The sequence below is a fragment of the Aminobacter sp. MSH1 genome, from assembly GCF_003071665.1.
GTDB classification, from domain to species: domain Bacteria; phylum Pseudomonadota; class Alphaproteobacteria; order Rhizobiales; family Rhizobiaceae; genus Aminobacter; species Aminobacter niigataensis.
This window is the reverse complement of the sequence record NZ_CP026265.1, coordinates 3,471,318-3,485,377: the sequence shown is the minus strand read 5'-3', so window position 1 is coordinate 3,485,377 and position 14,060 is coordinate 3,471,318. Positions and strand designations below refer to the sequence as shown.

Here is a 14,060-nt window from a genome sequence, read left to right as displayed (position 1 = left end):
TGACTCAGATTGTGAAGGCGCTGCGCGATGCCACGATCTGGCGGTAGACGTCATGGTCGACGGCCTCGGGCACCTGCGCCTCGCCGACGATCCACGACAGCAGGTCCCTGTCGGTGATGTCGAGCAGCGCCTCGTAAAGGTCGAGCTGTTCGTCGCTCAGCCTGTCGATATGGGCATCGGCGAAACTGCCGAGGATCAGGTCCATCTCGCGCATGCCGCGATGCCACGAACGAAACAGCAGCTTGCGCCTGCGCGTATCCAGCCCTTCGCTCGAGCGTGTCGTTCCGGTCATGTCCAAAATCCTCTTATGCCGGGCGCATATAGCGTGGATAGCTGCCCCTGTCAGCCTTTGCCCCGGCAACTCCAGCGCATAAGCTGACATCATGCGCCCATCACTGCTCGATCCCCTGTTCTCACCCATCACCTCGCTTGCCGGCATCGGGCCCAAGGTCGCCGTGCTGATCGAGAAGGTCGTGCCGGCCGATCTGGGTGATCGCGCCGCCCGTACCGGCGACCTGCTGTTCGTCCTGCCCAACAGTGTCATCGACCGCCGCAACCGGCCCGGCATAGCACTTGCCGCCGAAGGCGCCATCGTCACGCTCGACGTGCGCATCGATCGTCACCAACCGGCGCCGCGCGGCAACCGCGCTGCGCCTTACCGGGTCTTTGCCCATGACGACACTGGCGAGATCGCGCTGACTTTCTTCCATGCCCACGCCGCTTACCTAGAGAAGGCGATGCCCGAAGGCGAGAAGGTCATCGTCTCGGGCCGCATGGAGTGGTTCAACGGCCGCCCGTCGATGGTCCACCCCGACCATATCGCCCTTGCCAGCGAGGCCGACAAGCTGCCGCTGATCGAGCCGGTCTATCCGCTCACCGCGGGGCTGTCGTCGAAGGTGCTGCGCCGCGCCATCGGCCAGTCGCTGGAGCGGGTGCCTGCTTTTCCCGAATGGCTCGATGCAGATGTCATGCGCAAGCAGAGCTTTCCGCCCTTCGCGGCAGCGCTCCATCGCGTCCACAACCCCGCCGATCCGATCGACGCCTCGCCCGAAAATGCGGCCTGGCGCCGGCTCGCCTATGACGAATTCCTCGCCGGCCAGGTGTCACTGGCCCTCGTTCGCGCCCGGGTGCGCAAGCTGCACGGTCGGCCGCTCACCGGCGACGGCCGCATCATGGATGCGCTCCGCGAAGCCTTGCCCTATCAGTTGACCGGCTCGCAGCAGGTGGCACTTGAGGAGATCGACACCGACCTCGCCAGGCCGGAACGCATGCTGCGCCTGCTCCAGGGCGATGTCGGTTCCGGCAAGACGGTCGTGGCCCTGCTCGCCATGGCCCGCGCCGTCGAGGCCGGCGGCCAGGCAGCACTGATGGCGCCCACCGAAATTCTCGCGCGCCAGCATCTCGCCACCATCGCCCTGCTGGCGGAGCGCGTCGGCATGAGCGTTGCCGCGCTCACCGGCCGCGAAAAGGGCCGCGAGCGAACCCAGATCCTCGCCGGCCTCGAAAGCGGCGAGATCGACATCGTCATCGGCACGCACGCGCTCTTCCAGGAGACCGTGGTGTTCCGTGACATGGCGCTCGCCGTCATCGACGAACAGCACCGCTTCGGCGTCCACCAGCGCTTGGCCATGAACGCCAAGGGCCAGGCGCCCGACATGTTGGTGATGACCGCCACCCCCATCCCGCGCACGCTGGTGCTCACCGCCTTCGGCGACATGGATGTTTCGCGCCTGACCGAAAAACCGGCCGGCCGCCAGCCGATCAAGACAGTTACCCTGCCGCTCGAGCGTATCGACGAACTCGTCGGCCGCATCCGCGACGCGGTCGCCGAGGGCCAGAAGATTTACTGGATATGCCCGCTGGTCGAGGAATCCGAAGAGATCAAGCTGATGTCGGCGGAAGATCGTTTTGCCTCGCTGCAGCCGGTCTTCGGCGACCGCATCGGCCTCGTTCACGGCCGCATGAAGGGTGCCGAGAAGGACGAGGCGATGCGCGCTTTCAAGGAAGGCGAAACACGCGTGCTGATCGCCACCACCGTCATCGAGGTCGGGGTCGACGTGCCCGACGCCACCATCATCGTCATCGAGCATGCCGAGCGCTTCGGCCTCGCCCAGTTGCACCAGTTGCGCGGTCGCGTCGGTCGCGGCTCGAAGCCTTCGTCCTGCGTGTTGCTCTACAAGGATCCGCTCGGCGAGACCGCCAAGCGCCGCCTGTCGGTCATGCGCGAGACAGAAGACGGTTTCCTTATCGCCGAGGAAGACCTCAAGCTGCGCGGCGAAGGCGAATTGCTCGGCACACGCCAGTCCGGCACGCCGGGCTTCCAGGTCGCCCGTATCGAGGCCCACGCCGACCTTCTGGAAATTGCCCGCGACGACGCCCGGTTGATCCTTGCGCGTGACCCCGAACTGATGTCGCCGCGGGGCGAGGCGCTGCGGCTGCTGCTCTATTTGTTCGGCCGCGACGAGGCAGTCAGGCTGCTGAGGGCAGGCTGAGGCAGTACGCCGACAGGCGGGTTGCCCATCGGTCCTTCGATCGGCACGCCATTCGCCGTGATTCTGCTCTTCGTCTCCGGCGCCACCAGCCCCGCCGAAACGATCAGCTTGGCGCCGTCCTCGATGCTCATGTCGAGCAGCACGACCTCAGATCGCGGCACATACATCAGGAACCCGGTCGTCGGGTTCGGCGTGCACGGCATGAACACCGCCATCAGCGGATCGCCCTCCTGGTCCAGCTTTTCGTTGATCTCGCTGCGTTTGTCGGCGGCGATGAAGACGATGGACCACACGCCCTTGCGCGGATATTCGACCATGCCGACGGTGCGGAACATCTCGTTCTTGTCGGAAAGTGCGGTCTCGAACAGCTGCTTCAGCGCCTTGTAGAGCCCGCGCACCAGCGGCATCCTGTTCAGCAGCCGCTCGCCGAAGGCAACGATCGCACGGCCGATGAAATTGGCGGTCAGGAAGCCGATCAGCGTGATCAGTACCAAAGCTACGATCAGGCCAAAGCCCGGCACCTGGATTGTCAGGTAGTTGTCCGGATTGTACTTCGCCGGAATGTACGGCTTGACCCAGGAATCGACCCAGCCGATGAACGACCAGACGATATAGATGGTCAGCACCAGCGGCGCGCAAACGACGAAGCCGGTGAGGAAATAGTTCCTTAGCCGGGTCATGCCCGAGGTCTTGTGGGTATCCGACATTCCGCAGCGCCGCCCTCTTTGCAGCGCAACATTAGTCAACCACGCGGTGCATTGGAACAGCGATCTTTGTAGGGGACGTAAGCCAGCCTTGCCGGCCCCGCCTACTCCACAGTCACCGATTTCGCCAGGTTGCGCGGCTGGTCGACGTCGGTACCCATGAACACGGCGGTGAAATAGGCCAGCATCTGGATCGGCAGCGCGTAGATGATCGGCGCGATGAATTCAGGCACGTCGGGCAGCACGATGGTCTCGAGCGTCTTCACCGTCGCCTGCGCCGCACCCTTCTTGTCGGTGATCAGGATGATCTTGCCGCCCCGCGCCGCCACTTCCTGCATGTTCGACACCGTCTTCTCGAAGATGCGGTCATGCGGCGCAATCACGATGACCGGCATGTTCTCGTCGATCAGCGCGATCGGGCCGTGCTTCAGTTCGCCGGCGGCATAACCCTCGGCGTGGATGTAGGAGATTTCCTTGAGCTTCAGCGCGCCTTCCATGGCGAGCGGAAAATTGGTGTCGCGGCCGAGGTAAAGCACGTGCTTGTACGACGACAGCTCGCGCGCCACCTTCTCGATCTGCTTGTCGAGCTTGAGCACCTGGGCGGCATAGCGCGGCGTCTCCGAAAGGCTGCGCACCAGCGCCTTTTCTTCGTCCGCGGTGATCGTGCCGCGCTGCGAGGCCGCCCGAATGGTCAGCGCCGCCAGCACCGAAAGCTGGCAGGTGAAGGCCTTGGTCGAGGCGACACCGATCTCCGGCCCGGCCAGCGTCGGCAGCGTCACGTCGGATTCGCGCGCGATCGTCGATTCGCGCACATTGACGATGGCGCCGATCGGCACGCCCGCCTTGCGGCAGTAACGCAGCGAAGCCAGCGTGTCGGCGGTTTCGCCCGACTGCGACACGAAGAACGCCGCACTTTTCTTCGAGATCGGCATCTCGCGATAGCGGAATTCCGAGGCGACATCGATGTCGACCGGCAGCCGCGCATGGCGCTCGAACCAGTATTTACCGACCAGCCCGGCGAGATAGGCCGTACCGCAGGCTGACACCGCAAGCCTGTCGATGTCGGCAAAGCTGAACGGCAGGTCGAGCGGCTTCGAAGTCCCTTGCGTGAAGTCGAGATAATGCGCCAGCGTGTGCGAGATCACCTCGGGCTGCTCATGGATTTCCTTTTCCATGAAATGCCGGTGGTTGCCCTTGTCGACGAGATAGCTCGAGCCGACCGACTGGCGCCGCTGGCGCTCAACCGGGGTCCCGTCCATGTCGTAGATCTGGAACTGGCTGCGGCGCACCACCGCCCAGTCGCCGTCCTCGAGATAGGTCACCGAGTTGGTGAAGGGCGCCAGCGCAATCGCGTCCGACCCCAGGAACATCTCGCCCTCGCCATGGCCGATTGCCAGCGGCGGGCCATTACGGGCGCCGACGATCAGGTCCTCGTCGCCCTGGAACATGATGGCCAGTGCGAAGGCGCCATGAAGACGCTTGAGCGAGGCGTGGGCGGCTTCGATCGGCTGGGTGCCCCGCGCCAGTTCGCGCGCGATCAGGTGTGCCACCACCTCGGTGTCGGTCTGCGAGGTGAATTCGTAGCCGTCGGCCGTAAGCTCCTGGCGCAGCTCGGCAAAATTCTCGATGATGCCATTGTGGACGATCGCCACGCCGTTGGAGAAATGCGGGTGCGCATTGGTCTCGTTGGGCACGCCGTGGGTGGCCCAGCGCGTGTGGCCGATGCCGATGTTGCCGCCCAGCGGCTCGGCCTTCAGCCGGCGCTCGAGATTGACGAGCTTGCCCTCGGCGCGACGGCGCGCGAGTTCGCCATTCTCGATCGTGGCGACGCCGGCCGAGTCATATCCGCGATACTCGAGCCGCTTCAGCGCATCGACGATCAGCGGCGCAACCGGCGTCTGGCCGACGATTCCAACGATTCCGCACATGATTTTGCCCCGTCCAATCCCTCAAAACCCTGTCGGCCTTTTAGGCAGCGCAACTGCCAAGCGGAAGTCACATTCCGTTTCGCAACGTATCAGCCATCCAGCCCTTCAGGATGGGCAATCGTCGCACGGTAGGATTGAAATGCGGTTACTTCACGCCCGCCTTCTTAGCCGCGGCCGCCGAAGCAAAGCGCTCGCGCAATTCCTTGCCCTTGCCCGGCAGCGTCTTCTGGCGCGCGCGGCCGAAGGCCAGTGCATCTCCGGGGACTTCTTCCGTAATGACACTGCCCGACGCGACATAGGCGCCGGCGCCGATTGCAATCGGGGCAACCAGCGAAGAATTCGAGCCGATGAAGGCGCCCGCGCCGATGTCGGTGAAGAACTTGGAGTATCCGTCATAGTTGCAGGTGATCGTGCCCGCACCGATGTTGGCGCCCGCGCCGACCCGCGCATCGCCGATATAGGTCAGGTGGTTGACCTTGGCGCCCTTTTCCACCGTCGCCTTCTTGACCTCGCAGAAATTGCCGACCTTGGCCTTTTCATGCAGGTCTGCGCCCGGTCTGAGCCGCGCGAAAGGCCCGACCTCGGCGCGCGGGCCGACGTTGCTGCCTTCAAGATGGCTGAAGGCGTGGATGGTGGCCCCGCCAGCGATCTTCACGCCGGGGCCGAACCAGACGTTCGGCTCGACCAGCACATCGGAGCCGATCTCGGTGTCGTGCGAAAAATAGACGGTTTCGGGCGCGATCAGTGTCGCACCTTCCAGCATTGCCTGCCGGCGGCGCCGCTTCTGCCAGATCGCTTCGGCCTCGGCCAGTTCGGCGCGGTTGTTGATGCCGAGCACGCTTTCGAAGCTCGCCTCGGTGGCCACGACCTTGAGCCCTGCCTTGTCGGCGATCTCGACGATGTCGGTGAGGTAGAATTCGCCCTTGGCGTTGGCGTTGCCGACCTGGTCGAGCAGCTTTAGCGCTTCATTGCCGGCAATGGCCATCAAGCCCGCGTTGCAGAAGCCGATCTTGCGCTCCTCGTCGGTGCAGTCCTTGTCCTCGCGGATCGCCACCAGCCTGCCGTCTTTCTCGATCAGGCGGCCATAGCCAGCTGAATTCGGCGGCCGAAAGCCGATGACCACGACCGCGGCACCATCGGCGAGCTTTTGCCGCGCTGTCGCCAGCGATTCGGCCTCGACCAGCGGCGTATCGCCGAACATCACCAGCACATCGTCATGGCCGCGCGCGATCGCCGCACGCGCCGCCAGCACCGCATGCGCGGTGCCCAGGCGTTCGGTCTGGACGAAAACCTCGGCCCCTGGCGCAAATCTCTCTGCCGCCGCCTTCACCTCGTCGCCGCCATGGCCAACGACCAGCGCCAACCCGTCGGCACCTGCGGCCTCGGCCGTCCGCGCGACATGCGCCACCATCGGCAGCCCGGCGATCTGGTGCAGCACCTTGGGGCTAGTGCTCTTCATCCGGGTGCCCTCGCCGGCGGCAAGGATGATCGACAGGCAGGTTCTCGAGGTCATGGCGGCGTCCGGATTGGAAGAAGGCGGCTGGAATCGGCCACCTTTCTAGCATTGCTGGCAATCGCCTCCAATGCACACCGATTTCGGCGGTTTGAAGGATCAGCCGAGCTGGCCGAGCACCGGAAAGCGTTCCAGCAGCCAGTAGGATGCCGTCTGGATGCCGCCGGTCAGGAACAGCACGCCGGCCACGACCAGAAGCCCGCCGATCACCTTTTCGACCTTGCCGAGATGCACGCGGAATTTGCTGAGGAAGCGCATGAAGGCACCCGAGAACATCGCCGCGATCAGAAACGGAATGCCCAGGCCGAGCGAGTAGACGGCGAGCAGAGCCGCGCCCTCGCCCACCGTTTCGCGGCCGCCGGCCAGCGTCAGGATCGGCCCCAGCACCGGCCCGATGCAGGGAGTCCAACCGAAGGCGAAGGCGAGGCCCATGAGATAGGCGGCCAAATTGCTCGCCGGCTTGCCCCGCGACTGGAAGCGCGCCTCGCGCGACATGAACGGAATGCGCAATATGCCGAGGAAATTGAGACCCATCAGGATGATCAGCACGCCCGCCGCCATGGCCAGCGGCTCCTGCCAGGTGCGCAGCAACTGCCCGATGGTCGAGGCGCCGGCGCCAAGCGCCACGAACACCGTCGTGAAGCCGAGGACGAAGGAACCTGACGCCGCAAGCAGTGCGCCGCGCGCCCGCGAAACCGTTGCCACGCCGCCATCGGCCTTGAAATCGTCGACCGAAACGCCGGCCATGTAGCAGAGATAGGGCGGCACCAGCGGCAAGACGCAGGGCGAAAGGAACGACAGAGCGCCTGCCCCCAATGCGCTGAGATAACCGATGTCCAGTACCATGCCATGCTGCTCCGCGGATCTTCCGGCGCCGCATATAGCGGGCCGTCGTGCTCCGCACCAATCACCATTCCGTGGCAAGTCGTCGCCGAGCGGCAATAACCCTCCGGCGACGCATCGCATCGGTCAATCGATCATTCGTGGATGGTGTATTCGCCTAGCTCGCAGAGGTTCTGGGTGTCTTCGGTGGTGTCGAGGTCGGAACTTTCCTCGAACTCGAAGCGCATGTCGTACTCGCAGGTGCGGCGGCCATCGGCGATGGTGATGCTCATGCTCTCGCCCGGGGCAAGCGTGTCACGGCCGAAAATGTCGTCTTCCCACTGGTCGACGCCCACCGGCGAGGCATAGAAATTCGTCAACACCGACGACGTGCCGTTCTTGAGCGAAAACACCAGATCTTCGGCCTGGGCTATGGCGGGGAGAGCCGATACGGCGAGAACGGAGGCAACGGCAAGTTTTAAAAGGCTATGCATAAATGTATGTCCATATCGATGGGCAGCCCGGTATTGGGCGCCATGCTCTAGCAGCGGCATATGCGCCCAGCAATATCGTCGCCGGGCAATATTCCACCACTAGGGCGACCGTCAGGGCCTGTCCTGGACGGAACATTTAACAGGCTGTTTGCAGCGGTGTTTTTCCGGTTGACCCGACCCGGCACTCTCCCTATGTTCCGCCGCAATTTCCGGGTCGCCTCGCGGCCTTCGGGAGCGCGTAGCTCAGCCGGTAGAGCAACTGACTTTTAATCAGTAGGTCCAGGGTTCGAATCCCTGCGCGCTCACCAATCTTCGACCTGGCATTGCTGTAGCCCTCCACTCCCGCCGCCACCCGCTTGATCGAATCTGCACCGCCTGTGCGGTTCCGCCTCGTTGTTGGGCTCTGCCTCGCACCTCAGCGTGTTGATCTGTCGGGCATCGACCAACTGATCTCGACCACGAGTTTGCGCCGAAGGGCGTCGGCGTAGTCACCGACGGAGTCGGGGCTGACCACGAAGGCGCCGGGCCCGCCGATGACATTTTCCGCAAAATAGTCGGTGAGGTCCCTTGCCACGCCACGCGTGAAGGCGGGCATGGCGATGGCATTGATCGTGTAGCCATTCCTGATCGCCCGCAACCTGCTGAGTGCGACAGGAAGGCCGTCATTGTTGGTGCCGTTGGCGGAGATGTCTATGACCCTTCTCCCGGCATGCCCGGAATACTGCTCGAAAAGCATGCGGCTCAGGTCGATGGCAAACGAAATCGAGGTGCTGCAATTCCTGAGGCAGCCCCGGCCGCTGTCGCCATCGCGACTGATGATTGTCGCGGCAGCCTGTGCGTCACCGGGGTTGCAGATCGACGTCCACGGAAGCACGGTGCGGACGTGTCCCGGCCCGGCCCATTCGAAATAGGTGATGGCGATGCACCCGAAGGTGCCTCTTGCGATCGCCGCAATGACCTCGGGCGCCATCAGGGCGTCTGCATGGCCCTGGCGCTGCATGTCCGCCGTCGCTGCGTCGATGGACGCGGACACGTCGACGGCGAAAACGATGGCTGTGTCCACATTGGTGGCATGTGCGGGGCTCGTCGAGACGGCGAGAACCGCAGACAATCTGGCAAGAAACGCGCCCACAGGCTCCACTCCTACGCAGCACATGGAACGGCCTCTCGGGCCGGCCTGGCCCAAGAGGCGATCCTCGGTGATGTCGGTTGCGCGTCAGCTTCCGGATTTTTTCTTCAGTTCGGCAACGGTCCTGGAGACCTTGTCGCCGGCGCTCATCTTCTTGAGCTCGGAGTCATAATAGCCGTATTTCTTGTCTTTTTCGCCGCTCCAGAATGTCATGTATTTCTTGCCGACCCGATACCAGGCCCAGCAGTCCCCACCAGTATTGGACTTTCCGTCCTTGACCGATGTCCGCTTGAGTTTGCCGCATACCTCGTTGCCGTTGACGGTCCATTTGCCCTCTCCAAACCAGCTCTTGTCCTTGCCATGCATGAGAAAGGTGCTGTCCGGCGCGAAGTAGGCACGGCTCCTGCTCCAATTGGCCGACTTGCCCGAATAGAGTTCGCGGACCTCCGAAGCGGTCAGCGGCACGGCGTCCTTGGGGAGTTCCTCCGCCCAGCCGATGACAGGGATCAGCACAACCACCAAGGCAGACAGTCCGATGATGCTCTTGCTCATGGGATCCTCCTGTGAAGGCTCATGAGAATCCGTCACCTTGACGGGACCCGAAACACCCAAATGGGTTACGTCATCGGCAAGGTACCTGCCATGTTGGCCGTCAGCGCCACCAGTTCCCCCTGCCGGTGCGTTCCGGTCTTGGCGAAGATCATCTTCATGTGCGCGCGCACCGTCTCCTTGGAGAGATGGAGGCTTTCAGCGATCGTTCCTGGCCCGGCACCAGTAGCCAGCAGCACCGCGATCTTCGTCTCTGCCGGCGTCAGGCTGAATGCGCCCCGTAGCTGATCCGACGTCGTCCGCGGGCGATCCTCGAAATTCTTGACGATGACGATGGCGCTGGTCGACTGGAACACATCCCCGATGATCCCCGCCGTCGGCAACGCCTCCACGAGCAACGGCCGTTTCGGATCCCGCCGGATTGCCACGGCGTGGCTTGCATCAAGGCTCGAAGGACGGCGATGGGTGATCGCCTGGTGAACCAGCTTGCGCAATTCCAGCTCGCTTGCATGATTGGCCGCCCTGAGCCGGCGCCCGGAAAGATACAAGCCGTCACCGAGAACCCGCTCGGCGATGCTGTTGTGGCTGAGCACATTGCCGACGCAATCCAGCAGGAAGGCTGCGCATGACAGCGCTTCGAGGGTCGCCAGCGCGGTTCGCCCCTGCGCCAGGGCCAGGGTTTCCGACAGCGATATCATCCGGCGAAAATGCGGAGCGATCCTGGCAAGGATCCTTGAATCCTCCGTCGTAAAATGCCCCTGCCCCTTGGCACGCAGCATCGGCACTGCCCAAAGCTCGCCGTGCACCTTGAGCCCCACCATTGCGAAGCCCGGCAGGCCGAACGCCATGTAGAGTTCGTTGTAGTGGCGCAGTCGTCGACGTTCCTCGTCCGTGGCAAGGTCGTGTTCCGTAACGACAGTGCGTCCTGCACGCAGCAGCGGCATGCCGCGCTCGGCCCGGTAATGCCCGAGATACCAGCGGTTCTTGATGTATTCGGACAGCAAGTCGCCATAGTCTCGGGAACTCGGCATTTCCGTGAAATCGCGGGCCGGGTTGCGAGGGTCGTTGGCGCGTGCGTCCGGATTGCTGGGGTAGAACATCATGCAGGCGGCGTTCAATGAGCGCGCAAGGCCATGCAGCGTGTCCGTCCACCTCGCAGGATCAAACACCGCTTCGTAACAAGCGTCTATGTCGCGCTCAATGCGGTTGTCCAGCATCATGCCGGACCCCCTCTCGCTCTCCGTGCCTCCTCAAAGCCGCACAGCCAAGGTACCACACACACCCGACTGGCTACAGCGCGATTGCAGGCCGGCAAGCATGATTCCGCGCCGATATTCGCCAGTCGCGGCATAAAACGAACCGCCGGCCATTATTTCCACGTGAAAGGCTGACAGCTCGCACTATTGGCTGCCAGGTGTCGGCCGAGGAACATTTGCCCGTTGGCGCCGTTTACCTCTACAAGCGGACGCCACACTACGAGGAGACCATCATGAAGAAAGTTATGTCAGGCTTGATGGCAACGGCCATTGCCGCATCGTTTGCGATTGCGTCAATCGTGCCGGTTGCCGCCGCACCCGCCTACTATCCCAAGGCGCCGCAGGCCGACACTGCCATCCAGCAGGTCCAGTATGACAACTACTGGAAGAAGCGTCGCGCCATGCGCGTCGAACGCAGCGACAGTGCCAGCCATTTCCGCACGCCGCGTCGCGGTTTCTACAGGGACCGTGGCGACGCGGTCTATTTCAATGGCCATCGCGGCTACCGTGACTACCGCCCCGGCTATCGTCGTCACAACGACTTCTGGTTCCCGGCCGGCGCATTCATCGCCGGTGCGATCATCGGCGGCGCCATCGCCAACCAGCCGCAGCCGCGCTACGTGCAGCCGAGCCGCTACGGCAATTCGCATGTGCAGTGGTGCTATGACCGTTACCGGTCCTATCGGGCCTCGGACAACACGTTCCAGCCCTACAACGGGCCGCGCCAGCAGTGCTATTCGCCTTACTGACCGAGGCGTAGCAGTCGAACGGAACCCGCGCTCACAAGGGCGCGGGTTTTTTCGTTTCGACAAGCTGGACATCGGATTCCGCGCAGATCTTGCGGATGCTCGGTATGTCGCAGTGGTCAGTGATGAAAGTGTCCATTTGCGACAGGTGCGCAATGCGCACCGGTGCCGTGCGCTCGAACTTGGTCCGGTCCGACACCAGGATGACATGACGGGCATTGGCGATGATCGCCTGCGCCACCTTCACCTCGCGGAAATCGAAATCCAAAAGCGCGCCGTCATGGTCGATCGCCGAAGCGCCGATGACCGCATAGTCGACTTTGAACTGGCGGATGAAATCGACCGCCGCTTCGCCGACGATGCCGCCGTCCGAGCCGCGTACAACCCCGCCCGCGATCACCACCTCCATGTCAGGATATACCCGCATCCTGTTGGCAACATTGATGTTATTGGTGATGACCATCAGTCCCTTATGGTCGAGCAGCGCCTTTCCGACGGCTTCGGTGGTGGTGCCGATATTGACGAACAGCGAGGCGTTGTCGGGAATGATACGCGCCGCCGCCTGGCCGATGGCATCCTTCTCGTCGGCCGCGATCTTGCGCCGCGCCTCGTATTCCAGGTTCTCGATGCCCGAGGGGAACAGCGCCCCGCCATGGATTCGGCTCAGCAGGCGCTGGTCGCAGAGGTCGTTGAGATCCTTGCGGATGGTCTGCGGCGTGACCTGGAAATGTGCCGCCAGGTCGTCGACCAGCACGCGCCCATTGTCCTTGGCAAGCTGGATGATTTCCGACTGGCGCGGCGAAAGATACATTTCGGCATTCCCCTCATTTCGTTTTGACGGACGATAGGGGAAAACGAAAGCACTGAAAAGGCGCTTCGAAAGCAAAGGCGAAGCACCTTCCCCGATCGCCGGCCGCCCTCAGCCGGCGCGGGCGATCTCGGTGATCACTTCGAATGCGTGGTCGACGTCGGCCTCCGTCGCCTCGAATTGCCCTGCCTGGAAGCGGATCACCGCGCGTCCGTCGAGGCGTGTTTGGGTCAGGTAGATCCGGCCGTCGCGATTGATGCGCTCGACAAGGTCGAGATTGTGCTGGTCGAGATCGGCGGCGGCACCGGGTACATGGCGGAACGAGAACAGCGACAGCATCGGCTCGCTGCTGATCTCGAAACCGGGCTCGCGCCGCAGCCGTTCGGCCAGCTTCTCGCTCCACGCGACATGGTTGCGGATCATCGTCCGCAGGCCTTCAAGCCCATGCGCACGCAGCAGGAACCACAGCTTCAGCGCCCGGAACCGCCGGCCGAGCGGCACCGACCATTCGGAATAGTTGATGATGCCGGTTTGCCAGAGCATGCACTGGGCTGCCATGGCGCTGACCAAATATTCCGCCACCACCGACACGGGCGCAGCGTTGGCCGGGAAATAGGCGAAGAAGCGCGGATGCTGCCAGTGCGTCATGCCGGGCACGATGGTCGCCTCGAAATCGGCGAAGATATCTTCCATCGGCTCGGCTTGTTCGGGCGCACTGGCCGCGACCGCGCCGAAAATGCTTCCCGGTTTGACATCCGGCCGCACCGGTCGGTCACGTAGCCCGGTGCGGTAGTCCACGCCCCATTCGGCCGCCTTCACCGACCAATGGCGAAACTCGTTGTTGTCCATGGTCGTCCTCCGACGTGAAATAGGGCCCTGGCCGACTACTCGATGAAATCAGGCAGGCTCTGGAACGCTGCTTTCAGCGCATCCGACCAGCCTTCGGAAACACTCCTGTAATAGGGATCGTCAGCGCCGATCCGCCTTTTCAGGCCGATCTTCAGGCTGTCCTTTTCATAAAAGGCGAGATCGAGCGGCAGGCCGACCGAAAGGTTCGATTTCAGCGTCGAATCGAACGAAACCATCAAAAGCTTCACCGTTTCGGCAAAGCTCATCTTGCGGTCATAGGCGCGCACGATGATCGGCTTGCCATACTTGGTCTCGCCGATCTGGAAGAACGGCGTGTCGTCGCTGCATTCGATGAAATTGCCTTCCGGATAGATCATGAACAGCCTGGGTTCGCTGCCCTTGATCTGGCCACCGAGGATGAACGAGGCGTTGAACGCCGAATCCGCCGTCTGTCCGGCGGGAGCCGACTGCGAGATCACTTCCTTGACCGTGTCGCCGACCAGCCGCGCGATCTGGAACATCGAAGGTGCTTCGAGCAGCGTAGGCGCCCGATCGGCCACAGCCTTGGTCCGCTCGTCGAGGAGGCTGACCACGGCTTGCGTCGTGGCGAGGTTGCCGGCCGACATCAGCACGACCACGCGCTCGCCCGGCTGCTCCCAGATACGCATCTTGCGAAAGGTCGAAATACTGTCGACCCCGGCATTGGTGCGCGTGTCCGACATGAACACCAGTCCGCGATCAATCTTCAGGCCAACGCAGTAAGTCATCGA

General features: G+C 63.2%; 14 protein-coding genes and 1 tRNA gene. 3 read left to right on the top strand and 12 right to left on the bottom strand.

Going from position 1 to position 14,060, the window contains the following annotated elements; all coding sequences use genetic code 11:
• Positions 1 to 4 precede the first annotated feature (4 nt).
• Complete coding sequence (locus CO731_RS17315; protein WP_108608085.1) at positions 5 to 292, bottom strand: succinate dehydrogenase assembly factor 2; 288 nt, start codon at positions 290 to 292, stop codon at positions 5 to 7.
• A gap of 91 nt (positions 293 to 383) precedes the next feature.
• On the opposite strand from CO731_RS17315, the gene recG reads away from it, so the two are divergent.
• Positions 384 to 2,492 carry an ATP-dependent DNA helicase RecG gene (gene recG / locus CO731_RS17310; protein WP_108608084.1) on the top strand — a complete coding sequence of 703 codons (2,109 nt, stop codon included), beginning with the start codon at positions 384 to 386 and terminating at the stop codon, positions 2,490 to 2,492.
• Here recG and CO731_RS17305 read toward each other — a convergent pair.
• The 5 genes from CO731_RS17305 to CO731_RS17285 form a co-directional block, all read right to left on the bottom strand.
• Positions 2,444 to 3,199: a DUF502 domain-containing protein gene (locus CO731_RS17305; protein WP_108608083.1), complete on the bottom strand. Its 756-nt coding sequence runs from the start codon at positions 3,197 to 3,199 to the stop codon at positions 2,444 to 2,446. The genes recG and CO731_RS17305 overlap by 49 nt on opposite strands.
• A 101-nt stretch (positions 3,200 to 3,300) precedes the next feature.
• Positions 3,301 to 5,124, bottom strand: coding sequence for a glutamine--fructose-6-phosphate transaminase (isomerizing) (gene glmS, locus CO731_RS17300; protein ID WP_108608082.1), 1,824 nt, complete (start codon positions 5,122 to 5,124; stop codon positions 3,301 to 3,303).
• 145 nt (positions 5,125 to 5,269) lie between these two features.
• Complete coding sequence (glmU, locus tag CO731_RS17295; RefSeq protein ID WP_108608081.1) at positions 5,270 to 6,637, bottom strand: bifunctional UDP-N-acetylglucosamine diphosphorylase/glucosamine-1-phosphate N-acetyltransferase GlmU; 1,368 nt, start codon at positions 6,635 to 6,637, stop codon at positions 5,270 to 5,272.
• A 99-nt stretch (positions 6,638 to 6,736) separates the two neighbouring features.
• The gene (locus tag CO731_RS17290; protein ID WP_108608080.1) at positions 6,737 to 7,483 is read right to left on the bottom strand and encodes a cytochrome c biogenesis CcdA family protein; all 747 of its coding nucleotides are present in this window, start codon (positions 7,481 to 7,483) and stop codon (positions 6,737 to 6,739) included.
• 131 nt (positions 7,484 to 7,614) lie between these two features.
• A complete protein-coding gene (locus tag CO731_RS17285; RefSeq protein WP_108608079.1) occupies positions 7,615 to 7,953 on the bottom strand; it encodes a hypothetical protein in 339 nt (112 codons plus the stop codon).
• 232 nt (positions 7,954 to 8,185) lie between these two features.
• Here CO731_RS17285 and CO731_RS17280 point away from each other — a divergent pair.
• Positions 8,186 to 8,261 (top strand) — tRNA-Lys (locus CO731_RS17280).
• Positions 8,262 to 8,368: 107 nt separating this feature from the next.
• Here CO731_RS17280 and CO731_RS17275 read toward each other — a convergent pair.
• The 3 genes from CO731_RS17275 to CO731_RS17265 all read right to left on the bottom strand — a co-directional run bounded on the left by CO731_RS17275 (position 8,369) and on the right by CO731_RS17265 (position 10,851).
• Positions 8,369 to 9,085, bottom strand: a complete 717-nt coding sequence (locus tag CO731_RS17275; protein ID WP_245439388.1) for a DUF1194 domain-containing protein — start codon at positions 9,083 to 9,085, stop codon at positions 8,369 to 8,371.
• Positions 9,086 to 9,169: 84 nt separating this feature from the next.
• Positions 9,170 to 9,634, bottom strand: coding sequence for a DUF995 domain-containing protein (locus CO731_RS17270; protein WP_108608078.1), 465 nt, complete (start codon positions 9,632 to 9,634; stop codon positions 9,170 to 9,172).
• 65 nt (positions 9,635 to 9,699) lie between these two features.
• Positions 9,700 to 10,851, bottom strand: coding sequence for a helix-turn-helix transcriptional regulator (locus tag CO731_RS17265; RefSeq protein WP_108608077.1), 1,152 nt, complete (start codon positions 10,849 to 10,851; stop codon positions 9,700 to 9,702).
• Positions 10,852 to 11,120: 269 nt separating this feature from the next.
• On the opposite strand from CO731_RS17265, the gene CO731_RS17260 reads away from it, so the two are divergent.
• Complete coding sequence (locus CO731_RS17260; RefSeq protein WP_108609893.1) at positions 11,121 to 11,636, top strand: BA14K family protein; 516 nt, start codon at positions 11,121 to 11,123, stop codon at positions 11,634 to 11,636.
• 31 nt (positions 11,637 to 11,667) lie between these two features.
• Here CO731_RS17260 and CO731_RS17255 read toward each other — a convergent pair whose 3' ends face one another.
• The 3 genes from CO731_RS17255 to CO731_RS17245 all read right to left on the bottom strand — a co-directional run bounded on the left by CO731_RS17255 (position 11,668) and on the right by CO731_RS17245 (position 14,057).
• Positions 11,668 to 12,444 carry a DeoR/GlpR family DNA-binding transcription regulator gene (locus tag CO731_RS17255; protein ID WP_055976737.1) on the bottom strand — a complete coding sequence of 259 codons (777 nt, stop codon included), beginning with the start codon at positions 12,442 to 12,444 and terminating at the stop codon, positions 11,668 to 11,670.
• Positions 12,445 to 12,552: 108 nt separating this feature from the next.
• Positions 12,553 to 13,290 carry a pyridoxal-dependent decarboxylase gene (locus tag CO731_RS17250; protein ID WP_108608076.1) on the bottom strand — a complete coding sequence of 246 codons (738 nt, stop codon included), beginning with the start codon at positions 13,288 to 13,290 and terminating at the stop codon, positions 12,553 to 12,555.
• A gap of 35 nt (positions 13,291 to 13,325) precedes the next feature.
• Complete coding sequence (locus tag CO731_RS17245) at positions 13,326 to 14,057, bottom strand: proteasome-type protease (protein WP_108608075.1); 732 nt, start codon at positions 14,055 to 14,057, stop codon at positions 13,326 to 13,328.
• Between the last annotated feature and the right edge of the window lie 3 nt (positions 14,058 to 14,060).